This window comes from Brenneria sp. hezel4-2-4 (assembly GCF_013155275.1).
In the GTDB taxonomy this organism is placed as follows: domain Bacteria; phylum Pseudomonadota; class Gammaproteobacteria; order Enterobacterales; family Enterobacteriaceae; genus Brenneria.
This window is the reverse complement of sequence record NZ_JABJXS010000001.1, coordinates 697,503-721,292: the sequence shown is the minus strand read 5'-3', so window position 1 is coordinate 721,292 and position 23,790 is coordinate 697,503. Positions and strand designations below refer to the sequence as shown.

The 23,790-nt window shown below is 55.9% G+C and carries 18 protein-coding genes; 10 read left to right on the top strand and 8 right to left on the bottom strand.

The window, feature by feature from the left end; genetic code table 11:
- Nucleotides 1-2: 2 nt before the first annotated feature.
- From HOY33_RS03325 to HOY33_RS03310, 4 genes are read left to right on the top strand one after another with little or no spacing between them, the layout of a single operon-like run.
- Nucleotides 3-773: an ABC transporter permease gene (locus HOY33_RS03325; protein ID WP_172288509.1), complete on the top strand. Its 771-nt coding sequence runs from the start codon at nucleotides 3-5 to the stop codon at nucleotides 771-773.
- On the top strand, nucleotides 773-1,567 hold the full coding sequence (locus HOY33_RS03320) for an ABC transporter ATP-binding protein (RefSeq protein ID WP_172288507.1): 795 nt from the start codon (nucleotides 773-775) through the stop codon (nucleotides 1,565-1,567). Before HOY33_RS03325 ends, HOY33_RS03320 begins: the two co-directional genes overlap by 1 nt.
- Nucleotides 1,568-1,598: 31 nt before the next feature.
- Nucleotides 1,599-2,609, top strand: a complete 1,011-nt coding sequence (locus HOY33_RS03315; protein WP_172288505.1) for a D-cysteine desulfhydrase — start codon at nucleotides 1,599-1,601, stop codon at nucleotides 2,607-2,609.
- Nucleotides 2,609-3,349, top strand: coding sequence for an aspartate/glutamate racemase family protein (locus tag HOY33_RS03310; protein ID WP_172288503.1), 741 nt, complete (start codon nucleotides 2,609-2,611; stop codon nucleotides 3,347-3,349). The genes HOY33_RS03315 and HOY33_RS03310 overlap by 1 nt, the downstream gene beginning before the upstream one ends.
- A 52-nt stretch (nucleotides 3,350-3,401) precedes the next feature.
- On the opposite strand, the gene HOY33_RS03305 is transcribed toward HOY33_RS03310, so the two are convergent.
- On the bottom strand, nucleotides 3,402-4,742 hold the full coding sequence (locus tag HOY33_RS03305) for an anaerobic C4-dicarboxylate transporter (RefSeq protein ID WP_172288501.1): 1,341 nt from the start codon (nucleotides 4,740-4,742) through the stop codon (nucleotides 3,402-3,404).
- 822 nt (nucleotides 4,743-5,564) lie between these two features.
- On the opposite strand from HOY33_RS03305, the gene HOY33_RS03300 reads away from it, so the two are divergent.
- The 3 genes from HOY33_RS03300 (at nucleotide 5,565) to ygjG (ending at nucleotide 9,067) form a co-directional block, all read left to right on the top strand.
- Nucleotides 5,565-5,744, top strand: coding sequence for a hypothetical protein (locus HOY33_RS03300; protein ID WP_172288499.1), 180 nt, complete (start codon nucleotides 5,565-5,567; stop codon nucleotides 5,742-5,744).
- A 129-nt stretch (nucleotides 5,745-5,873) separates the two neighbouring features.
- Entirely contained in the window at nucleotides 5,874-7,298 is a 1,425-nt protein-coding gene (gene patD / locus HOY33_RS03295) for an aminobutyraldehyde dehydrogenase (RefSeq protein WP_172288497.1), read from the top strand.
- A 350-nt stretch (nucleotides 7,299-7,648) separates the two neighbouring features.
- On the top strand, nucleotides 7,649-9,067 hold the full coding sequence (gene ygjG / locus HOY33_RS03290) for a putrescine aminotransferase (protein ID WP_172288495.1): 1,419 nt from the start codon (nucleotides 7,649-7,651) through the stop codon (nucleotides 9,065-9,067).
- A 140-nt stretch (nucleotides 9,068-9,207) separates the two neighbouring features.
- Here ygjG and HOY33_RS03285 read toward each other — a convergent pair whose 3' ends face one another.
- Nucleotides 9,208-10,743, bottom strand: a complete 1,536-nt coding sequence (locus tag HOY33_RS03285; protein WP_172288493.1) for a carboxylesterase/lipase family protein — start codon at nucleotides 10,741-10,743, stop codon at nucleotides 9,208-9,210.
- 409 nt (nucleotides 10,744-11,152) lie between these two features.
- On the opposite strand from HOY33_RS03285, the gene fusA reads away from it, so the two are divergent.
- The 3 genes from fusA (at nucleotide 11,153) to dksA (ending at nucleotide 15,814) form a co-directional block, all read left to right on the top strand.
- Complete coding sequence (fusA, locus tag HOY33_RS03280; RefSeq protein WP_172288491.1) at nucleotides 11,153-13,255, top strand: elongation factor G; 2,103 nt, start codon at nucleotides 11,153-11,155, stop codon at nucleotides 13,253-13,255.
- 274 nt (nucleotides 13,256-13,529) lie between these two features.
- A complete protein-coding gene (proP, locus tag HOY33_RS03275) occupies nucleotides 13,530-15,032 on the top strand; it encodes a glycine betaine/L-proline transporter ProP (protein ID WP_172288489.1) in 1,503 nt (500 codons plus the stop codon).
- 365 nt (nucleotides 15,033-15,397) lie between these two features.
- Nucleotides 15,398-15,814: an RNA polymerase-binding protein DksA gene (gene dksA / locus HOY33_RS03270; RefSeq protein WP_233356311.1), complete on the top strand. Its 417-nt coding sequence runs from the start codon at nucleotides 15,398-15,400 to the stop codon at nucleotides 15,812-15,814.
- Between the two features lie 47 nt (nucleotides 15,815-15,861).
- Here the strand turns inward: dksA and HOY33_RS03265 are convergent, their stop codons facing one another.
- The 6 genes from HOY33_RS03265 to HOY33_RS03240 form a co-directional block, all read right to left on the bottom strand.
- A complete protein-coding gene (locus HOY33_RS03265) occupies nucleotides 15,862-17,322 on the bottom strand; it encodes an AMP nucleosidase (RefSeq protein WP_172288487.1) in 1,461 nt (486 codons plus the stop codon).
- 79 nt (nucleotides 17,323-17,401) lie between these two features.
- Entirely contained in the window at nucleotides 17,402-19,180 is a 1,779-nt protein-coding gene (locus HOY33_RS03260) for an ABC transporter permease subunit (RefSeq protein WP_172288485.1), read from the bottom strand.
- Between the two features lie 50 nt (nucleotides 19,181-19,230).
- Nucleotides 19,231-20,745, bottom strand: coding sequence for an ABC transporter substrate-binding protein (locus HOY33_RS03255; protein ID WP_172288483.1), 1,515 nt, complete (start codon nucleotides 20,743-20,745; stop codon nucleotides 19,231-19,233).
- Between the two features lie 10 nt (nucleotides 20,746-20,755).
- A complete protein-coding gene (locus tag HOY33_RS03250; protein WP_172288481.1) occupies nucleotides 20,756-22,003 on the bottom strand; it encodes an MFS transporter in 1,248 nt (415 codons plus the stop codon).
- A 13-nt stretch (nucleotides 22,004-22,016) separates the two neighbouring features.
- Nucleotides 22,017-22,826, bottom strand: coding sequence for an ABC transporter ATP-binding protein (locus HOY33_RS03245; protein ID WP_172288479.1), 810 nt, complete (start codon nucleotides 22,824-22,826; stop codon nucleotides 22,017-22,019).
- Nucleotides 22,823-23,626 (bottom strand): ATP-binding cassette domain-containing protein, encoded by an 804-nt coding sequence (locus HOY33_RS03240; protein ID WP_172288477.1) that lies wholly within the window; start codon nucleotides 23,624-23,626, stop codon nucleotides 22,823-22,825. Before HOY33_RS03240 ends, HOY33_RS03245 begins: the two co-directional genes overlap by 4 nt.
- Between the last annotated feature and the right edge of the window lie 164 nt (nucleotides 23,627-23,790).

Here is a 23,790-nt window from a genome sequence, read left to right as displayed (position 1 = left end):
TCGTGAAAAATTTGTCCTATGCGTTATTAAGTATCATCTCCGTGCTGTCTGTGCTGGCCCTGTGGCAGATAGCCGGTATCAGACAGTGGATCGATCCCTTGCTGTTGCCGCCGTTGTCGGACATCGGGCTAACCGCTCGGGAACTGGTGCAGGAGGGCTACCGGCAGGTGCCGCTGTGGCAACATGTGATGGTCAGCGTTGCCCGGGCTATGAGCGCTTTCAGCGTGGCGATTTTTATCGGCGTCCCTTTGGGATTGATAATGGGGCTGTCGGCCCCGATCGCCGCGATTTTTAATCCTTTTGTGCAGTTTTTACGCCCGCTGCCGAAAATTGCGCTGATACCGCTGGCGGTGGTGTGGCTGGGAATTGGCGAGGCATCGAAATTCTTCCTGATTTTTATCGCCACCTTTCTCAGCGTGGTGGTCGGCGCCAATGCGGCCGTGGAACGTATCGGTCGTAACCGCATTCGGGTGGCGCAAACGCTGGGCGCCAGCCGCAGACAGATTTTCTTTCGCGTGGTGTTGCCCGATACGCTGCCTGAACTCTTTACCACCGTCAGACTCTCCATTGGTATTGGCTGGACATCGCTGATTGCGGCGGAAATGGTGGCGGCGACCTCGGGAATCGGCTGGATGGTCATGAACGCCAGCGCCTATCTGCGAACGGATATTGTCATGTTGGGGATCCTGCTATTGGGCGGTATCGGCTATTTACTCGATCTATTGCTGGTTGGGTTGCAACGCATTTTAGTGCCGTGGGCGGGAAAAGAATAATGACGCAAGCAAATCAGGCGCATATCGCCGTCGATCGTGTCAGCCTCACTTTTCCCTCCCAGAGCGGAAGATTGACTGTACTGGATGACGTATCGCTACAGGTGAATCGTGGGGAGTTTGTCGTACTGCTTGGCCCTTCCGGGTGCGGTAAGTCGACCATTTTGAATTTGATTGCCGGTTTCGAAAATCCCAGCCGGGGGCAGGTGCTATGCGCAGGGCAACCCGTCTCCAGCCCGGGGCCGTCGCGCGGCATGGTTTTTCAGCAGGCTAATTTATTTCCCTGGTTAACGGTGCTGGACAACGTCACTTTCGGCCCGCGGATGCAAGGGGCGGATAAAAAGCAGGTTCAGCGCGAAGCGGCGGACTATCTGGCGCTGGTGGGGCTGGAAGGATTTCATCAACATTACCCGTGGCAGCTTTCCGGCGGCATGAAGCAGCGGGTGGCATTGGCGCGGGCGTGGTTGCCTCAACCCGAAGTGCTGCTGATGGATGAACCGTTTGGCGCGCTGGATGCGCAAACCCGTTTGATGATGCAGGAGCTACTGTTGTCGGCCTGGCAGAAAACCGGCACCACTCTGCTGTTTGTGACGCACGATGTGGAGGAAGCGTTGTTTTTGGCCGATCGGGTGCTGGTGATGTCGGCGCGCCCCGGGCGTATCGCCGAAGAAATTCGTCTGCCGTTTGGACGGGAGCGGAATATTGAAACACTGGCGCAGCATCCTGAGTACGCAGAGCTGAAACGGCACGTGTTGCATCGTGTCCGTGAGGAAGCCCGGCGTCATATTAATCTGTAAGCAGTTGACGTTACTTTTTGAGGAGAAAATCATGCACCTTGCCCGTTTTCCCCGGCTGGCGTTGGGGCATTTCCCCACGCCGCTGGAGCCATTACCTGCGCTGACCGACTATCTGGGCGGCCCGACGATTTACATCAAACGTGATGATGCCACGGGATTGGCCACCGGCGGCAACAAAACCCGCAAGCTGGAATTCCTGTTGGCCGATGCTCGGCAACAGGGGGCCGACGTGATTATCACCCAGGGCGCCACGCAGTCCAACCATGTCCGGCAAACGATTGCCGCTGCGGCAAAATTGGGGCTGAAAACCAAAATCCTGCTGGAAAAGCGCGTTACCGATTATGGCGAGGAGTATCAGCGCTCCGGTAATATTTTGCTGGATAACCTGCTGGGGGGCGAAATTGTCGACCATTTGCCGGCCGGCACCGATATGCAGCAGGCGATGGAAACGCTGGCGGATTCGTTGCGTAAAGAGGGACGTAAGCCCTATGTGATCCCCGGCGGCGGATCGAGTCCTGTTGGGGCGCTGGGGTATGTGGCCTGTGCGGAGGAACTGCTGTTTCAGTCCAGTCAGCAGCGTTTGCGCATCGATCATATTGTGCACGCCACCGGTAGCACCGGTACGCAGGCGGGCCTGGTCACCGGATTAACCGCGACCAACAGCCAGATCCCCCTGTTGGGCATCAGCGTGAGAGCGCCGCGGGAGAAGCAGGAAGAAAATGTGTATGCGCTGGCCCAGCAAACCTGGCGACTGCTGGGTATTGCCGGTGAAATTCCCCGTCAGGCGGTGAAAGTCAATAGCGACTACGTGGGGAAAGGATATGGTATTCCGACCGAAGGCACGCTGGAAGCCCTGACTTTACTGGCGCAGTTGGAAGGTATTCTGCTTGATCCGGTCTATTCCGGGAAAGGTATGGCGGGACTGATCGATCTGATCCGCCAGGGGCATTTTGACCGCGATCAGAACATCGTCTTTATTCATACCGGCGGCGCAGCCGGACTGTTCGGCTATCGCCAGCTTTTTGAACAAACGTCTTTCTGATGAATATTCAGCCAGGTAATGAAACCTTGATCGGCGTGCTGGGCGGCATGGGGCCGCTGGCAACCGTTGACCTGTTGCAGAAAATTATCGCAGAAACCCCCGTCTGCCGCGATCAGGATCATGTACCGGTAGTGGTCTGGAATGTGCCTCAAATCCCGGATCGCCAGCAGGCGCTGGCGGGAACCGGGGTATCGCCGTTGCCGGTGCTGCTGGCGGCAATTCGCCAGCTTAATCAGTTACCGCTCAGTCATATCGTTATTCCCTGCAATACGGCGCATCACTGGTTTGACGCATTGCAGGCTGAGAGCCGCGTTCCTTTGATTCATATCGCCGATGCAACGCTGGCGTCCGCGGTCAGTCTGGTACAAGGTCAGGTTCAGGCGCCGCGTAAAATCGGGCTGATCGCGACAACGGGCACGCTTGATGCCGGGTGGTATCAGCAGCGATTTGCCACCTTGGGCGCGGTTACGCTGACGCCGAATGAGCAGGAAATGGCGACGCTGTTTGTACCGGGCTGCTATGCGGTCAAACGCGGCGAGTTATCAAAGGGCGGGGAGTTGCTTGACCAACTGGCCCAGCGGCTGGTTGAGCGTGGCGCGGAGTGGCTGGTATTGGCCTGTACCGAGGTGCCGCCGGCGTTGACGGCGGTAAATTCGCGCTGGCTGGATGTCAGTATCGATCCGACGCGAGCGCTGGCCCAGGCTTGCGTCTGGGAATGGCGGCGTTCTGCTGCGGGCTAACCAAAGTAAAAGGCCGTTCGGAAACCGAACGGCCTTTGGCTGGCGTTAGCTATTATAGGAAGCCATACATGGCGGCAAATACCCAGCCGAATATGCAGGATGTGATTACCCCGATCAAGCCAGGCAGGATAAAGCTGTGGTTGATAACGAAACGACCAATCTTGGTGGTGCCTGAGCGGTCAAACTGAATCGCCGCCAGATCGCTTGGGTAGGTTGGCAGAATGTAATAACCGTAGCAGGCCGGCGCGGACGCAACGATATAAGCCGGATTAACGCCGATTGCCAACGCAACAGGCACAATCGCCGCCAATGCCGCGGCCTGTGAGTTAACAAATTTCGATACCAGCAGCAGAATCACCGCATAGGCCCACGGATACTCTTTTACCAGCGTACCCAGCGTGGCTTTAATCTGCTCCAGATGCGCGCCGAACATGGTTTCGGCCATCCAGGCAATCCCATACACCGCCACGATGGCAATCATCCCTGACCGGAACACTTCGTTCTTGGAAATGGATGCCGGGTTGGTTTTGGTCGCCATGATAATGATGGCGCCGGCGAACAACATAAACATCTGAATAACCAGCACCATGGACAACGGCTTGCCATCAAATGTCGGACGCAGCTCCGATACGGCGCCCAGAATCGCTACCGCGGCGATGGCGGACAAAAAGATCCACATGGCAACCCAGTTGCTGCGCGGAAGTTTTTTGTCCAGCAGTGTCGCCGTATCGCCATAAACGTAATGTTTATTTTCAGGGACGGAGATAAATTTCTGGAAATCCGGGTCTTTATCCAAATCCTTACCGCGGAACCAACTGAAAATACCAATCGCCAGGATACCCAGCAGAGTAGAGGGAATGGTAATCGCCAGTAAGTCGAGGAACTCCAGATGTTTGCCCTGGAAGGTAAAGTTACCCAGCATGGCGACCAGCGAGACCACGGCCACCGATACCGGGCTGGCGATGATACCCATTTGCGCGCCGATGGAGCTGGCGGCCATAGGTCTTTCCGGGCGGATATTATTTTTGATGGCGACATCATAGATAATCGGCAGGATGGTATAGACCACGTGGCCGGTTCCGCACAGAATGGTCAGAGTACAGGTGACGAACGGCGCAATAATCGAGACGTATTTTGGATTACGGCGCAGCAGACGCTCTGCGATCTGTAACATGACATCCAGGCCGCCCGAGGCCTGAAGTGTTGCCGATGCGGCTACCACGGCGATGATAACCAACATGACGTCAACGGGTGGTCTACCTGGTTGAAGTTTAAATACAAAGACCAGAATAACGAGTCCTATACCGCCTAATAACCCCAGCGCGATCCCGCCTTTTCTAGCACCGTAGAAAAGACAGATCAGGACAATGACTAGTTGAATGATAAAATCCATAGATACCCCATTGCTAAAAGTGACGAGTTAATTAATTAGGTTGTCTTACCTTCGTCGCGGGTACTATAGGTATTATTTGTTATTATTTTTCTTGATCTAAGTCTATTATTTTTTATGTTTCTTTTTTTTACTTCAAATAAAAGAAGTAAGTCGCAATAATTATTTTTATCTGCTTTATTTAGTTTTTTAACTGTAATATTAGTTTTTTAAATGCCATGCTCTTATTTGAATAAATTCATGTTTTAAATATTGATTATTCATTAATTTATTGTGTTCCTTTTGTTATATATTGGTTTTTGTTTTTGGCTTATCTGGTTTGATTTATGCCTGAGAAAACCTTTTTTTAGCCGGAGAAAGCTATTTATTATGAAGTGAATTAAGTTATCATATTGATTTAATTGTATATTTTTATTTAATTATAACACACCTCTTATTGGGGGTGAATGTCAATAATTCTACGCCGGCGGTCGGCGCTATCAATGATAATGGTGGAAATTTACCGCTCGGTTTTGTCTAAAATTGCCTTTTATTGTATTTTTATTTTTTCTTGATGAAATTTGGGCTATTTTTATTGATAGCTTTATAAGTTATTAAACCGATCATTTTATAAATTTTTTTAGAATATATTATCCCTCCTCCCGAATAGGCGCCGCGTTAAGTGATGGCCTCTTCGCTCATTTCTTGCGCCGTCGGCAGCGCTTAACCGTACCCGCATCGTTAATCAAGCGCAGCGCCTTGTTGGCGCATACCGTTGAGTATCGGGATGACCGACTATACTTTTTGATATCTTTCACCTTTTATATAGCAGGAGTTAAAGACAGCATGACTAAATCAAATCCAAAAGATGTGACCGTCAGCGAAGGGTTGGCGAAAGTGCATAAAGCGTCCGACCGACTGACGGAAGAAGAAATTGAAGCCCTGGCCGAAGAGGCTAAAAACGCCGCGGAGCAGACCAGGAAAGAGCGGATCAAGAAAGAGACAGGCAATGCGCCGTCGCGGTAGCAGACAACAGACAACATCAACGTGTTCATCAGCCTGACAAAGTGGCAGATATTTTGCAGGTGTCCGTTATTGGCTGAAGAACCAGTAAATGAAAACCACCACTGATTTTCTGTTTATAAGGAAACCATTATGCACGACAAGTTGCTCATAGAGGGTAAGCAAGTTGCAGGCCGGGGTGAGGCTTTGGCGGTTTTTAATCCTGCAAACGGAGAGCAAATCGCCTTGATTGCGCAGGCTGACCTGGCTCAGGTCGATGCCGCCGTCAAGGCGGCGGATGCGGCATTTGCGCAGTGGGGGAAAACCACGCCGAAAGACCGTGCCGCGTATTTATTACAAATTGCGGATGTGATTGAAGAGCATGCTGAGGAGTTTGCCCGGCTGGAGTCCATTAACTGCGGCAAACCTTATCATGCGGTGCTGAATGATGAGATCCCGGCGGTTGCCGATGTATTCCGGTTTTTTGCCGGCGCGGCGCGTTGCCTGAACGGTTCGGCGGCGGGCGAATATCTTTCAGGGCATACGTCAATGATCCGGCGCGATCCGGTGGGGGTGGTGGCGTCCATCGCCCCGTGGAATTACCCGCTGATGATGGCGTCGTGGAAGCTGGCGCCTGCGCTGGCCGGGGGGAACTGCGTGGTGCTGAAACCCGCTGAACAAACCCCGCTGACCACCTTTTATTTAGCGCATTTGCTGGCGGATATTCTGCCGGCCGGCGTGGTGAATATTCTGTTCGGACGCGGCGCCGACATTGGCGATGTCTTGACCGGGCATGAGTTGGTGCGGATGGTTTCGCTGACGGGCTCCATTGCCACCGGCGCGCACATTCTTTCTAATACGGCCTCCGGCGTAAAACGTACGCATATGGAGTTGGGCGGCAAAGCGCCGGTGATTGTGTTTGACGACGCGGATATCGAACAGGTGGTCGACGGTATTCGCAGCTTCGGCTTTTATAATGCCGGGCAGGACTGTACCGCCGCCTGCCGCCTGTATGTACAGCGCAATATCTATGATCGGGTGGTGTCCGAACTGGGCGAGGCCGTATCCACATTGAACATGGGCGATCCGCTGGATGAAAAAACCGAGCTGGGGCCGTTAATTACCGAGCCACAGTTGGACAGGGTGATCGGATTTGTTGAACGGGCCAAGGCGCTGTCGCACATCACCGTGGTGACCGGCGGCGAACGGGTGGCGGGCAAGGGCTACTACTTCCAGCCGACGGTGCTGGCGGGGGCGCGTCAGGAAGATGAGATCGTGCAAAAAGAGGTCTTTGGCCCGGTGGTTTCCATCACGCCGTTTGACGATGAAGAGCAGGTGATTGGCTGGGCCAATGCCTCCAATTACGGACTGGCCTCATCGGTCTGGACCCAGGATATCGGCCGGGCGCACCGTCTGGCGGCTAATCTACAGTATGGTTGTACCTGGGTTAATACCCATTTCATGCTGGTGAGCGAAATGCCGCACGGCGGCCAGAAACTTTCCGGCTATGGCAAAGATATGTCGATCTACGGCCTGGAAGATTACACCCTCGTTCGTCACGTCATGATCCGCCATTGATTTCCCGCCTGGGCGCATCATCCCGTATGGCTTAATCATTAATCGAGCCATGCGGGATTGCCGATAATCCGCACGGTTGCTGAGTGCGGCTTTTTTTCGCTGTTTTGCACTAAAATAGTGCCAGGTGCGCGGTTATGATGCATTTAGGCGTTTTTTTCTGCCTTTTCCCCTGAATTAATCGTCGATATTGCGTTTTTATGCTGACGTGGCGGTTTTACTTTTGTTTTTATTTTAGTTTTGCGTGCTGTATCAGATTTTAATATTTTATTGCCGTTTTATGCAGCCAACTGGCGTGTTATGTGCATTAATTAACTTGATATCACGTGATATCAGTTATCAAGGAGTGCATTTTGTCCAGATCAAAGGCTAACCTCAACCCGCTAGAGTGTACTCAGCAGGCATTAAAATGGATTAAGTGTGAAAAACTGACTACCGGGGAGATTTCCTCGTTAAATCAAGATGTCTTGAACTCATTTCGTGAATACGTCAATCCGGGTTTTCTTGAATATCGAAAATCCGTCACCTCCGGGGGCGAGTACGGCGCAGTCGAATGGCGCGCCAGCGGCCCGAATACGCTGGTTGATACCCAGGGACAGGAATATCTGGACTGTCTGGGCGGCTACGGCATCTTCAATGTCGGTCATCGCAACCCCACGGTTATCGCGGCCGTAGAGCAGCAGCTTGCCAAACAACCCTTGCATAGTCAGGAACTCCTTGATCCGCTACGGGCCATGTTGGCAAAGACGCTGGCGGCGCTAACGCCGGGCAATCTGAAATACAGCTTTTTAAGCAATAGCGGAACGGAGGCGGTTGAGGCGGCGTTGAAGCTGGCTAAGGCTTATCAATCTCAGCGCGGCAAATATACCTTTATCGCCGCATCGGGCGCGTTTCACGGTAAGTCGCTCGGTTCGCTGTCCGCTACCGCCAAGGCCGAGTTTCGTCGTCCTTTCATGCCGTTACTGCCGGGTTTTCACCATGTTCCTTTTGGCGATATCGCTGCCATCAGGAAGCAGGTTCATCAATGCCAGAAGACCGGAGACGACGTTGCCGCCATCATCCTTGAACCTATTCAGGGAGAAGGCGGCGTAATTGTACCGCCGGATAATTACTTGCCTGCTGTCAGAGCATTATGTGATGAGGTTGGGGCATTGCTGATTCTGGATGAAGTTCAGACCGGCATGGGGCGGACGGGCAAGATGTTTGCCTGTGAGCATTATGGCGTTCAGCCCGACATTCTGTGTCTGGCTAAAGCCCTGGGCGGCGGCGTAATGCCCATTGGCGCAACGGTGGCGACGGAAGAGGTGTTTTCCGTGCTATTCGAAAATCCGTTCCTGCACACCACCACCTTTGGCGGCAACCCCCTAGCCTGTTCGGCGGCGTTGGCGACCATCAATGTCCTGCTGACGGAAAAGCTGCCGGAGCAGGCGGCGGTAAAAGGAGACTTTTTGCTGCAAGGATTGAAGCAGCTTGCCGCCGACTATCCTGATTTGATTTCCGAATCCCGTGGTCTTGGCTTACTGCTGGCTATCGAATTCAGGAAAAACGAGATCGGTTATGCGTTTGCGAAAGAACTTTTTCATCGCCATATTCTGGTCGCAGGGACGCTGAATAATGCTAAATCGGTGCGTATCGAGCCGCCGCTGACCATCACTCACGAACAGTGCGCGCGCGTGCTGAAAGAAGCGGGTGAGGTGTTAAAAAAGCTCAGAGGCGTGATGTCGAAAGAAAGCACAGGAGAGAATAAAGTGAAGGAATACGTGGTTGAGTAATACACGCCATGCCGACCGGACATACCGTGTTTTCTTTTCGTTATGCTAAAAACCAGTCAGTTAATCCTGACTGGTTTTTTTATGGCGGGCGGTTTTTGTCCGCGCCCCTGCGGGCCGCTACGCCATACCGTTGAAAAACGTTAGTTGCTGCTTTCCGCCAATTTTTCAATCAGGTCAAGCCGCGTCTTCCACGGATCGGCAAACTCTTTGGTGTGTTCCGCACCGGCGGCCGGAATGATCAGCACATTATCTTGCCGGCTGTTATACGCATTCCAGGCCGGTAACCCGGCGCTATGGGGATTACCCGTACGGGCAAAGTTGACCCAATACTGATGCGTTTGCCGGGCGACGGCCTGATCTTTGGCCGTGACCTTATCCGCGTAGCGGGCGCTCAGGGTGTTGAACACGTAAGGGATCTCGCTGGCGTGCACCGCTGCCTGCCACTCGCCGCGCATGCTGTCGGCCACATAGCCAAAACGGTACTGCCAGACCGGAATGGCGGCCTTTTCCCAAATGCGGGCGATGAACCGGGCCGGCTCCACCATAAAACCATCGCTTGAGATCGCCATGGCGGCGTCCTGGGGCGACATGTCCTGATAAGCCTGTTTGGCTTGCTGGCGATCGGCCGCGGCGAAAACGGCCACCGCTTCATCCAGCGTCGCCACCTCAGGGGGAAAACCGATATCGGCGTCGGTGGCGCCAACCATCAGCGGCATGCGATGGAACGCCTCCTGACGATAACGATCTTGTGGTTCGCCGGTAATCAGTTTGCCGTCAATCATCGGGCCGGAATAATCCGCCGGATTGATTGCCATGTTCAGGCCATTCACCACCTTATCCGCCGGAATGTTGCGCAGCGCCGCCAGGGCGTTCTCATCTTTTCCGCTGATGCCGTTTAATTGCGCGAATGCCGCTCCGGCCTGTTCCGCGCTGGACCAGTCTTGAGCGATCGCCAGATTATGTCTGCCGCCGCCCGACTGAATAATGGCTTTATGAAACAGCCCCTTCGCCAAATCAGTCGTGAGCAGTGAATGGATGGCGAACCCGCCGGCCGATTCGCCGAACAGCGTGATATTTTGCGCATCGCCATTAAATTCGGCGATGTTTTTTTGCACCCATTTCAACGCCGCAATCTGATCCATTAAACCGTAATTGCCGCGCAGCGGCTGGTCAGCCAATGCCGGATGGGCAAAAAAGCCGAAACGGCCGAGGCGATAATTGAAACTGACGAACACGATCCCCTGACGGGCAAATGATTCCCCGGCGTAGACGTCCGGCGATGAGCCGCCGTTGACGAAACCGCCGCCGTGGATCCACACCATGACCGGCAACGGGCCGCTGGCATTGGCCGGACGCCATACGTTAAGGGTCAGACAGTCCTCGCTAAAACCGATGCCGAGCGGCGCGGCATCGCCGGGAAACGGCTCCTGTAAACAATCTTTGCCGAAGTCGACGGCGGGGCGGACGTCCGTCCAGTTTGTGACCGGCTGCGGCGGTTGCCAGCGTCGTTCGCCGATGGGAGAGGCGGCAAACGGGATGCCTTTAAACGCCTCCACGCCCTGAGCGGATATTCCCGCAATACGCCCGCTGTGCAGCGTGACCTGCGGTTGGTCGGCCAATACCGATTGGCTGGCGGTGGAGAGCAGCAATAATCCGGCTGCGAGTAATTTATTCATTCGAGTTGCTCCTTTTCTAGCGCCAAAAAAAAACCTGACAGACCTGGCAATAAAGCCAGATCTGTCAGGTTTCGCCTTTATTCGTAACGCCCTGTGAGTCTATATATAGAAAAAGTAGATTGATATGACAACGATCAGGGAAAGTATGTGTGACGGCAATCAACGCCGGAGCGCGCATAATACAATAAAGGCACTTTTCGGCAAAAATCTCCCGATCGGTAATACTGTAGAAGTTTGGCATGCCAATCGTCAGAAAAGCGCTATGGCCGTTGGGGAAAAGCAATGCCTTAAATAGTTCGTATATACTCGTACAATTGTACTATACTGTTCGCCGATATCAGTACCGCGTTCTGTCGCAGACAGTTATCTGCCGGCCCAGAATTAGTTTCACTAATTAAGGATGTTTTATATGGCTCGTACAACCCCCATTGAACGCTATCGTAATATTGGCATCTCGGCCCACATTGATGCCGGGAAAACCACCACCACGGAACGCATCCTGTTTTACACCGGGGTGAGTCACAAGATGGGGGAAGTACACGATGGCGCGGCAACCACCGACTGGATGGCGCAGGAGCAGGAACGCGGCATTACCATCACCTCGGCGGCGGTAACCTGCTTCTGGCAGGGCATGGATCATCGCTATCCCAGGCACCATATCAATATTATCGATACCCCCGGACACGTGGACTTCACCATTGAGGTGGAGCGTTCAATGCGCGTACTGGATGGCGCGGTGATGGTGTATGACTCTGTCGGCGGCGTGCAGCCGCAGTCGGAGACGGTCTGGCGTCAGGCCAATAAATATCATGTGCCGCGGCTGGCGTTCGTCAACAAAATGGATCGCCCCGGCGCCGACTATTTCCGCGTCCGTCAGATGATGATTGACCGGCTGAAAGCCAATCCGGTGCCGATTGTGATCCCGATAGGCAGCGAAGAAAACTTTATTGGCGTGGTGGATCTGATCAAGATGCGCGCCATCATCTGGGATGAAGCCTCGCAGGGCATGACCTTTAGCTATGAGGCGATCCCGGACGCCTTGCTGGCGACGGCGCAGGAATGGCGGGAGAAAATGGTGACGGCGGCGGCAGAGGCGTCTGACGAACTGATGACTAAGTATCTGGACGGCGTGGCGCTGAGCGAAGAGGAGATTACCTTTGGTTTGCGCGCCCGCACCATCGCCGGTGACATCCAGCCGATGCTGTGCGGCAGCGCGTTTAAAAATAAAGGCGTGCAGCGCATGCTGGATGCCATTATCGAATTGATGCCGTCGCCGCTGGATATTCCGCCGGTCAGCGGTATGGATGAAAAAGGCAACGAGGCGATCCGTCACGCCGACGACAACGACAAATTCTCGGCGCTGGCGTTTAAACTGATGACCGATCCTTACGTCGGCCAACTGACCTTCGTGCGGGTGTATTCCGGCGTGCTGAAAAAAGGCGACAGCGTCTATAACCCGGTGCGGGGCAAGAAAGAGCGCATCGGGCGTATCGTCCAGATGCATGCCAATGCCCGTCATGAGGTGGATGAAATTCGGGCCGGCGACATTGCCGCCTGCGTCGGTCTGAAAGAGGTGACCACCGGGGAAACCCTGTGCGACCCGGATGCCGTGCTGACGCTGGAACGTATGGAGTTCCCCGAACCGGTGATTTCGCTGGCAATAGAGCCGAAAACCAAGGCCGATCAGGAAAGAATGGGCATCGCCCTGCAACGGCTGGCGTCCGAAGATCCCTCATTCCGGCTCAAAACCGACGAGGAATCCGGTCAGACGATCATTTCCGGCATGGGCGAGCTGCACCTGGAAATTATCGTCGATCGCATGAAGCGCGAGTTCGGCGTGGCGGCCAATATCGGCAGGCCGCAGGTCACCTATCGTGAAACCATTCGCAGCAAAGTGACTGACGTGGAAGGGAAATTTGTCCGCCAGTCCGGTGGGAAAGGCCAGTACGGTCATGTGGTGCTGACGGTGGAGCCGCAGGAAGCGGGTAAAGGCTTTGCTTTCGAGGATGCCACCAAAGGCGGGGTGGTTCCGCGCGAATTTATTCCGTCGGTGGAAAAAGGCGTGCGCGAAGCGATGATGACCGGCGTGCTGGCGGGCTATCCGATTGTCGACGTCAAGGTCACGTTGACCTTCGGTTCCTACCATGAGGTGGATTCCTCGGAAATGGCCTTCAAAATGGCGGCGATTTTCGGCTTCCGCGACGCCATTAAACGCGCCAACCCGGTGATTCTGGAGCCGGTGATGAAAGTGGAGGTGGAAACGCCGGAAGAGTATGCCGGCGGCGTGATGGGGGACTTGTCGTCCCGGCGCGGTCTGGTGCAGGGCATGGAGGAAATGATCGCCGGACGGGTTATTCGCGCCGAGGTGCCGTTGTCTGAGATGTTTGGCTATTCCACCGCGCTGCGTTCGATGTCTCAGGGGCGCGCCACCTACACCATGGAGTTTAAGCACTATGTGGAAGCGCCGCGCAATGTGACGGAAGCGATCATTGCCGCCCGCAGTTCACGCTAAAAGCTTCTAAAGCCGACTTCCCTTTTGTCTGGGACGTCGGCTTAACGATCTGTTTAGTATTCCTGTTTAGTATTTCGTCGCCAAATAATTTCAAATTGAAATAACGCCTGGTTATTTATTACTCAATGAAATTTCCGCCTGTATCAATTTCCGGGCGTAACATGCGTCGCTTTTTAAAATATTCTATAATCAGAAGGTTTTGGGATACGGTTATTGCAATGGCTTATAGATATCGTTTTATGAGTGGTTGTTTTTTAAACAGAGGAAGTCATAAATGGTATTCAGAAAGAAACGAACTGAGCCAATGAAAATACAGGACATTACTATTATTGATGACGCCAAGCTTAAAAAGGCCATTACGGCGGCGGCGCTTGGCAATGCCATGGAATGGTTTGATTTTGGCGTATATGGTTTTGTTGCTTATGCCCTCGGCAGGGTATTTTTCCCCGGCGCCGATCCCGGCGTGCAAATGATTGCTGCGCTGGCGACATTTTCCGTTCCTTTTCTGGTCAGGCCGCTGGGCGGGATATTTTTTGGCGCGATGGGCGATAAATTCGGTCGCCAGAAAGTGTTGTCGATCACCATTATTATTATGGCGGTCAGTACGTTTTGTATCGGTTTGATCCCGTCCTATGCGTCAATCGGTATCTGGGCGCCGATATTATTATTGTTGGCAAAATTGGCCCAGGGGTTCTCCGTTGGCGGCGAATACACCGGCGCGGCGATATTCGTCGCCGAATATTCACCCGACAGAAAGCGCGGATTTTTAGGCAGTTGGCTGGATTTTGGATCGATCGCCGGTTTTGTTTTAGGGGCTGGCGTGGTGGTCCTGATTTCATCCATTGTCGGCGAAGCGGATTTCCTTGAATGGGGATGGCGCATTCCTTTCTTTATCGCGGCGCCTTTGGGCCTGATTGGGATCTATTTGCGACACGCATTGGAGGAAACGCCTACTTTCCAGCAACATTTTGACAATATTGATAAAGCATCGAAAGATAGCCTGCAATCATCACCGAAGGTGTCGTTCCGCGAGATTGCAACCACGCAATGGCGGAATTTGCTGCTGTGCGTCGGCGTGGTTATTGTCACCAACGTCACCTACTATATGCTGCTGACGTATATGCCGAGTTACCTTTCACACAGCCTCCATTATTCTGAAGATCATGGCGTCATGATTATTATCGCTGTAATGATCGGTATGTTATTTGTACAGCCAATAATGGGATTAATGAGCGACAGATTTGGGCGTAAGCCTTTTATTATCTGCGGCAGCATTGGGCTGTTTATTTTATCCATTCCAAGTTTTATGTTGATTAACAGCGGCGTGATTGGTCTTATTTTTTGCGGGTTGTTGATTCTGGCTGTTCTGCTGAACTCTTTTACCGGCGTAATGGCGTCTATTTTGCCGGCCATGTTCCCGACGCATATCCGTTATAGCGCGTTGGCAATATCATTTAATATCTCCGTTCTGGTTGCCGGTTTTACCCCCACGGCGGCGGCATGGCTGGTTGAAGCGACAAGTAATCTCTATATGCCGGCCTATTATTTAATGGTTATCGCCGTTATTGGTCTGGTCACCGGGATATCGATGAAAGAAACGGCCAACCAGCCATTAAAAGGCGCGACGCCGGCGGCTTCAGACCGGGCCGAGGCGAGAGAATTGTTGCAGGAGCAATATGATAATATCGAGCAGAAAATAGAAGATATTGATGAGCAAATTGCGGCGCTACAGAAGAGAAGAAAAGCCTTGATCGTTCAGCACCCGGAAATAAATTAACGCGATGGATCATTGAACTGCCCCTTAACGCCGGACAGGATTCCAAAACTAAGGGTAAGGGGCGGTTTTTTATGCATCGATATTTCCTGTTCTGACGAAAATCCGCCCGCTCATATCTGTTCGCAACTCCTGGTAATCGTCACCCGTTGTCTTTAATCAACTCACTACGCCGCGCGCTGAAAAAGCTCGCTCGCTGTCGAATGCCGGAATGCCGGAACGGAACTATGCTACAGGGGCGGCATTGATTCCCCGCCTGTGACATAACAAGCGGATGGGAAACGAATTTACTGGCAGACTAAATCATGTTTTACCGCCAGTTATCGCTGTTGAGAGAACAGGATTTACCCACCTTTTTGGAGGCAAAGATGCCGAAATCAGCACAAGAAGAATTACAGCTTCTGGCCATGCCGTCGGAAGCGTATATGAACCAGCAGCAGTTGGATTTTTTTAAAAGCCGGCTTGATAAGGAGCGGATCGCGCTCCTCAATCATATTGATGAGCTTAAGGGGAATCTTCAATTCAACGAGCGGCAGGGGGATGACGGAGATAAAGCCACCAGAGAGGAAGAACAGCGAATGCTGTTTCGCCAGATCGACCGCGAAAGCCGGCTGCTGCCGAAAATCGATGCGGCATTGCAGCGTATACGAACCGGCGAATATGGCTATTGTCTTGAAACGGGCGACCCCATTGGGCTGCGCCGTCTGTTGCTAAGACCGACGGCGGAATTAAGCATTGATGCAAAAGAAACGCAGGAAATCAAAGAATTGCTGCACAAAAGGTAGCGGCGATATTCCCGCAAGCCCCCGGCCTTGTTTTAATGAATCGCGCTTTAGCGGAACGGCGGTTCGTTAAAGGTGCGCAGCTTGCGTGAATGCAGGCGGTCGCCTTCCGCGCGCAGCAGGTCGATGGCGCAGATACCGATTTGCAGATGCTCAGAAATGGCGCCTTCATAGAAGCGGTTGGCCTGGCCGGGCAGCTTGATTTCACCATGCAACGGCTTGTCCGAGACGCACAGCAGCGTGCCGTAAGGCACCCGGAAGCGATAACCCTGCGCGGCAATCGTCGCGCTTTCCATATCCACGGCAACCGCGCGGCTGAGATTAAATCGCAGCGCCGAGGCGGAATAGCGCAGCTCCCAATTGCGATCGTCGGTGGTGACTACCGTGCCGGTGCGCAGCCGTTGTTTCACTTCCTCACCGGGCATGCCGCTTACCGTTTTGGTGGCGTCATAAAGCGCGCGCTGGACTTCGGCGATGCTGGGGATCGGAATGTCTGGCGGCAGCACCGAATCCAGAACATGATCGTCGCGCAGGTAGGCATGCGCCAGCACATAATCGCCAATCGCCTGACTTTCACGCAGGCCGCCGCAGTGGCCGATCATCAGCCAAGCATGCGGGCGCAGCACCGCGAGGTGATCGCAGATGGTTTTGGCATTGGACGGCCCGACGCCAATATTGACCAGCGTAATGCCTTTGCCGTGGCGTGAAATCAGATGGTAAGCCGGCATCTGGTGATTTTTCCAGGCGAGATCGGAAACGGTCTGGTCGGGATCCGCCGTTTCGGCGCTAATGACGATGCCGCCGGCGCAGGAAAGGGCGTCATACGGGCTGTCCGGATCGGCAATCTGGCTACAGGCCCAGCGCACGAATTCATCGACGTAACGGGTATAGTTGGTAAACAGAACGAAAGGCTGAAAATGTTCCACCGGCGTGCCGGTATAGTGCCGCAATCGCGCCAGCGAGAAGTCCGTCCTCAGGGCGTCAAAATGCGACAGCGGAGAGGTGGTGGTGGCGTGAAATAACCCGTCGGCGGTTTCGTCGCCGATCTGAGAAAGTTCCGTGGTCGGAAAATGCTTGGCGATCCCGGCGCTCATCGAACGATCGAGAAGCAGATCGGAGCCGTCCAGAACGTACGGGAAAGGGATTTCCTGCTGTGACGGCGCCACATCGATGCTGGCGGCATACTCGCCTTCAAGCAGGGACAACTGTTCTGCCAGATAGTGACGGAAAAAATGGGGACGGGTAATGGTGGTGGCGTAGCTGCCGGGGCGGGTAAAACGCCCATAGGCCCGATGTTTGGGGTGGCCGGGCGTTACGCCATCCCATTTGACGCGCAGCTCAGGATAGGCGAACAGACCCTCGGCGCGGGCCTTCACGTCAGGCAGTTTACCGTGGCTGATGAAATCGCCGATGGCGTCGCGCAGCGCTGAAACCGCCTTATCATACAACGCTTCCAGTTTATCAAGCGCTTCGGCGGTGGTGAGGTTTGTGCCGGATCCGTTGTCGCCCATCGTTTTCTCCGTTTGTTTTTTGAATGCGTTAGTGATGAACCATGCTGTAACAGGCTGGCGCAAAAGGGAAGCAAAAGCGTCACCGTTTTGCCAGACCGGATAGATTCGCGGCGCTGACCGCCAGAATCGACAGAATGCCCAGCGCGGCGGCCGGCGCCAATACGCCCCAGAATGCCCGCTCAATATAGGGCATCCCTTCCGCCAGTACGCGGCCCCATTCCGGCGTGGGGGGCGCTGCGCCTAAGCCTAAAAACCCCAGCGACGCCAGCGCCAGGGCGATACCGGGCAAACGCAGCATCGCATGGCGGAATAGCGGCCCGATTAACGCCGGTAACACGTAAAACAGGCTGCGGCGTACCGGGCCGACGCCGATCACCGGCAACATGCGGATATAAGGGCGCGCGCCGATTTCGGCAACCAACGCCGCGGTGTGCGCCGCCAGCGGCGCCCAACTGACGGCGATCACCGCCAGCGCCGCGCCCATTGACGACGGGCCATTGATTGCCGCCACCAACAGGCCGGCGATAACCGGAGGCAGGGCGTTGGCCACTTCGACCGGGCCGCTAAACAGCCGGGGAAACAGCCCGATAAACAGGCCGATCGCCAGACAGGCCAGCGATACCATTAATGCCAGCAAACAGGTGTTAAGCGTACCATGCGCCACGCGGGCCAGCAGATCGCGCCCCATGGCATCCGCGCCGAAAGGCAGTTCCCAGGACGGGGATTGCAAACGTAAAAAGGCGGAGGTATAGGGATCGCGCGGCAATCCGGCGAGCAACAGCAATGCTAATAGCAATAGGCAAAGCAGCGGCACCCAGCGGGCGTAACGTGATACCGTCAGTTGCGTTTCTTCCGGCACCGGCATCGCGCCGCTGTTCAGGGCGCGCCCAAGGATCAGCAATCGTATGCCGCCTGCCGCCATACCGATTAATGACGCGATAATCAGTAAAATCAACACGCCGGCCTGTAGCGCGGGCAGATCCTGCGCCGCCGACGCGCCCAGCGTCGCTCGGCCAAGTCCCGGAATGGCGAAGACTTTTTCTACCGCGATCGCCCCGCCCGTCAAGGAGACTAAAACCAGCCCGACAAGCGGCATCACGCTGGGCAAGGTGCGTTTGAGCACCGCCAGCGCAAGATGCCGGCGGCTGACGCCGGCAACGCTCCAGGTTATCAGCCAGCTTTCGCTGAAGGTCGCCGACAGCGCATCGGCGATAATCCGACCGAGGTATCCGCCGGCGGGAATACCCAGCGCCAGCGCGGGCAATACCGCGTAATGCAGCCCCTGCCAGCCATAGGGCGGAAACCATTGCAGCCATACCGCCCCGACGATCAGCAGGAACGAGGCCAGCAGGAATTCCGGCAGCGCCGTGAACAGCGCGGCGAAGAGACCGTTTGAGCGGCTGATTTGACCGCGCAGCCCTTGCCGGAAGGTGCGGGCGCACAGCGCCGCCGCCAGCGAAAAGGCCACCAGCGCGGCCGACGCCATCAACGTCAGCGATACTCCCGCGGCCTGTAGCATCCCCGGCAATACCGGCCGTCCCGATACCCATGAATGGCCGGCATCGCCGCGCAGCAATCCGCTGAGCCAGTTTGCCAGCAGCCGCAACGGCCCCTGATCCAGCCCCAGCGACTGACGGATGGCATTTAACGTTTCCGCCGTGGCTTCCTGCTCGCCGGAACGGGCGCGCAGCAGGGCCAGCGCCGGATCTTGCCCTGACAGCCACGGCAAAATGCCGATCAGCGCGATAATGCCCGCCAACGTCAGCAGACGTGACGCCAGCGGGATCAATACGCCGTAGCGCGGATGGCGCGTACGGCTGAGATTGGCGCAGGTACGGCAATAGATCTGTTCACTCATGGTGGTTGTTCGCTCATGGCTGCTGTTCGCTCACGGCTGCGGCGCGCTCATTAATTCGCGTCGTTATCCGAACGGATTCGGGTCGCTGAGTTGATGAGCGTGCGTTCGCGCGGGTCACGCAACGCGTTTGTTACCGCTGCACTTTCCCCCTGAATCACGCGTTCATGCAGCATCGGGATGGCGGCGTCGCTGGCGAGGATCAGGTTTTCCGCCCGCATAATCGCCTGACGCCGTTCATCGCCCGCCGGGATCGCGGCGGCCTGTTGCAAGGCCCGATCGATTTCCGGGCGGCAGAGCTGGGAAATATTGAAAGAGCCTTCACAGGCGAAATCACTGTAGAGATAGGCCACCGGGTCGCCGGAGTCCAGCACGGTGGCCCGCGACAATATAAAGGCGTCGAATTTACCGGCCAGCGCATCGCTTTCGATTTGGGCGTATTCGCGTACCACCTGTTTTACCGTGAAGCCGGCGGCGGTAAGTTGTTGCGCCAGATAAACCGCCGCTTCCGGCAGTTCCGCGCGATCACTGAAGGTCGCCAGCGTGATGCCGGCGCCGTTAGGCGACGCGGCCGGCACCGGGGCGGCTATCGGCTGGCGCAGCGTCGCCGCCCACGGCAGGGCCGGGCCAAGCAACCCTTGCGCGACATCGGCGCGTTTTTCATAAACGTTATCCACCAGTTGCCGACGGTTCACGGCATCGCGAACCGCCGCGCGCAGCGCCGGATCCGCCATCGGCCCCTGCCGGGTATTGAGGTACAGCGTGTTGGTGCGCGGCATCGGCACTTCATGCACCAGCCGTTGATCCAATAACGGCGCCTGCGATACCGGGATCGCTTCAACGATATCGGCGGCGCCGGTACGCAAGGCGGCGGCACGGGCCGCGCCGTCAGGCACGAAGCTGACGTCGATGCCGCCGGCCTGCGCCTTTTCGCCCCAATAGCCGTCGAATCTGTCCAGCGTCGCGCCGCTGGTGCCGTTCACGCTACGCAACACGAAAGGGCCGCTGCCGGTATTTTGCGGGTTGACGATGCCGTTTGCGCCATAGGCATTGGCCGACAGGATCGCCAACTGCGGGCTGGACAACCGTTGAGGAAGCAGCGGATCCGGCTTATCGGTTGAAACCAGCACCGCGCCATCGCCCTCGGCCATCACCTTCATCTGGACGCCGTCGAGGATACGCGGTTTAGGCGCGGCGGTGGACGCCGCCGTCAACGCATTGACCACCGTGGCGGCGGTCAACGCAGTGTTGTCATGGAAACGTACATGCGGGCGCAGTTCGAAACGCCAGGTCTTATCATCGATTTGCCGCCACTGCGTCGCCAGCGCGGGCTGCGCTTCGCCGAGCGCATCGAGCGCCACCAGCGTCTCCGCCGTACTCCAGCGCGATAGCTTAAAGGCATCGTCGCTGAGCGGCGTCAACCCGGATCGCGGCGGTTGCAACATGGCGAGTTTTATACGGCTGTCGTTATTGGCGGCCGGCTTTTCCTCTGGCTCACTGAAGCAGCCGGAGAGCAGCAGGGCGGCGCAGAGCAAAGCGGAAACCGGCCATAAAGGGCGGATACTCATCGGGTGGTCCTTATCGATTCAGCGCGGAAAGGGGTTTAAACGGGCGGCAAATCAGCGCCATCGCCAGCGAACTGCACAGCGGAACGGCGGCCAGCATCAGCCAGGGAACCGCCGCCCGCGGCGAGGGGGTCAACGCATGGTCAAGCTGACCGCCAAGCAGGAAATTACCCGCCAACACCGCCACCCCGCCCATTGACGCCAAGGCGCCGTAGTGCGCGCCCAGATTATGGTTATTGGCAAAGTGAGGGATCAGATCCATACCGACGGGGACGATCAGCATTTGTCCCAGCGTCAGTAACGTAATCAATAATATCGCCGGCAGTAATCGCAGCCAGCCTTCCGGCGGGACGCCGGGCGCAAACAGCGCCACGCTGACGAAAGACGCGGATAACAGCGCAAACCCCAGCGGCAGCATGCGGGCCGCGCCGTAACGACGGGCAAAACGCGCCAGCGGCAGTTGCAGGCAAATAACCAGAATGGAGGCCAGCACAAACAGCGGGCCGAGATCTTTTTCACTGCCGCCGGCGCGGTGCAGTTCCACCGGCAAAGCCAGATAGAGCTGGTTATAACTGAACAGATAAGCGCTGTAGGCAATGATGAAAGCGACAAAACGCCGCTGGCGGAAAGTTTGCCACCAGGGCGCGATATGCAGGGGCGACTGATTGCGCGGCGTGGCGGGCAGGCTGAAAAACAGCACCAGCAGCGCCAGCAGAAAAACGAACGCCCCGGCCAATGCCACCCGCTGGAAGCCGTAGCCGGCCAGCATTGAACCGATCAGCGGCCCGAGTACGGCGCCAAGCTCGCCGCAGACGGCAAATAACGCGAACCATTCCGAACGGCTGCGTTTGCCGTCTTTTTCGCTGTGCGTACCGGCCTGCGCCATCAGCGCCTCAATGGACGGCGAGAACAGCGCGCCGCCGACGCCGGTCAGACAGGCGCCGAGAATGATCGGCCACAGCGAATCGGCGAGCGCCAGCAGCAGGTATCCGGCAATGCGCACCACACAGCCGCAGAGGATGATAATGCGGGCGCCGAAGCGATCGGCCAGCGCGCCGCCGACCAAAAACATGCCCTGCTGCGAAAAGGTTCTTAATCCGATGACCAGCCCGATCGCCCAGCCGGAAAGCAGCATATCGTCACGCAGGAAAATCGCCAGAAAAGGAACCACGGCATAGAAGCCAATATTGAAAACCAACTGGCTGCCGAGTAATAACGGCGGGTAAGGCCGTCCCGCGCGGCCGGCTATAAGGTCTGACATAAAAGTTATCCGTTCAAATAGGTAAAGAAGGGATGGCCTGCAATAACCGGTGAGTATGCCGGCGCTGTGGCGACGCCAGCACATCGGCGGTGGGACGATCTTCGATAATGCGCCCATCGTCCATGACCAGCATACGTTCGCATAAACCCGCAAGTAGTGAAATGTCGTGTGACACCATCAGCAATCCCATATTATTTTGCGACGTTACCTGTTGCAGCAGCGTTTTGATTTGTTCACGCAGCGGTAGATCCAATCCGCTGGTGGGCTCGTCAGCGAGTAAAAAAGCGGGGCGCGTCACCAGCGCACGGGCCATCGCGACGCGCTGGGCCTGTCCGCCCGACAGCAGACCGGCAGGCCTTGAGCATAAGCTGACGCTCAGACCGACCTGATCCATCGCCATCCGCACGCATGACGAAATATTTTCGCCGCTTCTCAGGCGTTTCAAGGGTTCGGCAATCAGTGCGCCGACAGGCTGGCGCGGATCCAGAGATGCGGCCGGATCCTGCGGAATATACTGTACGCGACGGCGATACCACAGCAGTGAACGTACCGAACCCGGCCGCACCAATTGGCCGTCGCAGTGTATCGTGCCGCTGTCCGGCGTGTCCAACGCCAGCAGGGTTTTCAGCAATGTGGATTTACCGCAGCCGGAGGCGCCGACCAGACCAACGCGTTCATGGCGTTGCAGCGTCAGCGACAGATCGCGAAAGATGGCGCCGGCGGGATCGGCTTTTCGCCACCGGAAACGCGGCGCCTGACGATAACGGCTGACGCGTTCCATGCGCAAAAAAGGGGTTGATATGGCGTGAAGATGGCGGTTCATCCGACCAGGCCTCCGGCGGTCGGCAATGACAAGCCGGCGCGCCGCGCCGCCGCAATCAGGCTACGCGTATACGGGTGCCGAGGGGCATTCAGCAATTGCCGCATGTCGCCGGATTCCACCAGTCGACCCGCTTCCATCACCAGCCCGCGCTGACACAGCTGCGCAGCGACGGCGATATCATGAGTAATGAATAGCAAGGCGGGGGCGTCGGGGCGCGCGCATCGGGCCTGCAATACTTGCAAAACCTGCTGTTGGGTAATGACGTCGAGCGCGGTCGTCGGTTCGTCGGCCACCAACAGACGCGTCTTGCCCAGCAGCGCCAGAGCGATGCAAATACGCTGGCGTTGCCCGCCGGATAGCTCTGCCGGAAAACGTTGTTGCAGGTGGGGAATATCCCCCAGCCCCATGTCATCCAGCAGCGCGGCGAGTTCGGCCTGTGATGAAGCGCCCAAGGCCAGCGACAGCTGTTTGCCGAGTCTCATCAAGGGATTAAGCGCGCCGGCGGAGTCCTGAAAAATGGCTGATACCCGCGCCGACGCCGGACGGGCCAGCGCCTTCAAATGGGTGACGTCTTCGCCGTTGACCCGGATTCGCCCGTTTATCCGACAGCCTGCCGGCGGCGTGCCGATCGCTGCTCTGGCGGTTAGCGACTTACCGGAGCCGGAGGCGCCGATCAGACAAACTCTTTCGCCCGGGTACAGGCTGAAACTCACATCGCTGACTTTACTGTCTCCGCCAAGAGATAAATCAAGACGATCGATTTGCAGTATCGCGTCGGTTTGTCTGTGCCTGCTTATCATGATGAGCCGTGCTGAATATTTGATATGTGATAACATAACAAAATAAAGGCGGGCGATGCAAAGGAAACGTTTTGCTACAGCTTGAATATTTACGCCACGTTGCGCCGAAAGTCATCGCACAAGGCGCCGCGGCGATTGACGCGGCTTATCGTGGCATATAACAC

What these genes read in the sequence shown, in the direction of transcription:
- HOY33_RS03320 (WP_172288507.1), top strand. Translation starts at nt 773, where the DNA reads ATGACGCAAGCAAATCAGGCGCATATCGCCGTCGATCGTGTCAGCCTC.
- HOY33_RS03315 (WP_172288505.1), top strand. Translation starts at nt 1,599, where the DNA reads ATGCACCTTGCCCGTTTTCCCCGGCTGGCGTTGGGGCATTTCCCCACG.
- HOY33_RS03310 (WP_172288503.1), top strand. Translation starts at nt 2,609, where the DNA reads ATGAATATTCAGCCAGGTAATGAAACCTTGATCGGCGTGCTGGGCGGC.
- HOY33_RS03305 (WP_172288501.1), bottom strand. Translation starts at nt 4,742, where the DNA reads ATGGATTTTATCATTCAACTAGTCATTGTCCTGATCTGTCTTTTCTAC.
- HOY33_RS03300 (WP_172288499.1), top strand. Translation starts at nt 5,565, where the DNA reads ATGACTAAATCAAATCCAAAAGATGTGACCGTCAGCGAAGGGTTGGCG.
- patD (WP_172288497.1), top strand. Translation starts at nt 5,874, where the DNA reads ATGCACGACAAGTTGCTCATAGAGGGTAAGCAAGTTGCAGGCCGGGGT.
- HOY33_RS03285 (WP_172288493.1), bottom strand. Translation starts at nt 10,743, where the DNA reads ATGAATAAATTACTCGCAGCCGGATTATTGCTGCTCTCCACCGCCAGC.
- fusA (WP_172288491.1), top strand. Translation starts at nt 11,153, where the DNA reads ATGGCTCGTACAACCCCCATTGAACGCTATCGTAATATTGGCATCTCG.
- proP (WP_172288489.1), top strand. Translation starts at nt 13,530, where the DNA reads ATGGTATTCAGAAAGAAACGAACTGAGCCAATGAAAATACAGGACATT.
- dksA (WP_233356311.1), top strand. Translation starts at nt 15,398, where the DNA reads ATGCCGAAATCAGCACAAGAAGAATTACAGCTTCTGGCCATGCCGTCG.
- HOY33_RS03265 (WP_172288487.1), bottom strand. Translation starts at nt 17,322, where the DNA reads ATGGGCGACAACGGATCCGGCACAAACCTCACCACCGCCGAAGCGCTT.
- HOY33_RS03260 (WP_172288485.1), bottom strand. Translation starts at nt 19,180, where the DNA reads ATGAGTGAACAGATCTATTGCCGTACCTGCGCCAATCTCAGCCGTACG.
- HOY33_RS03255 (WP_172288483.1), bottom strand. Translation starts at nt 20,745, where the DNA reads ATGAGTATCCGCCCTTTATGGCCGGTTTCCGCTTTGCTCTGCGCCGCC.
- HOY33_RS03250 (WP_172288481.1), bottom strand. Translation starts at nt 22,003, where the DNA reads ATGTCAGACCTTATAGCCGGCCGCGCGGGACGGCCTTACCCGCCGTTA.
- HOY33_RS03245 (WP_172288479.1), bottom strand. Translation starts at nt 22,826, where the DNA reads ATGAACCGCCATCTTCACGCCATATCAACCCCTTTTTTGCGCATGGAA.
- HOY33_RS03240 (WP_172288477.1), bottom strand. Translation starts at nt 23,626, where the DNA reads ATGATAAGCAGGCACAGACAAACCGACGCGATACTGCAAATCGATCGT.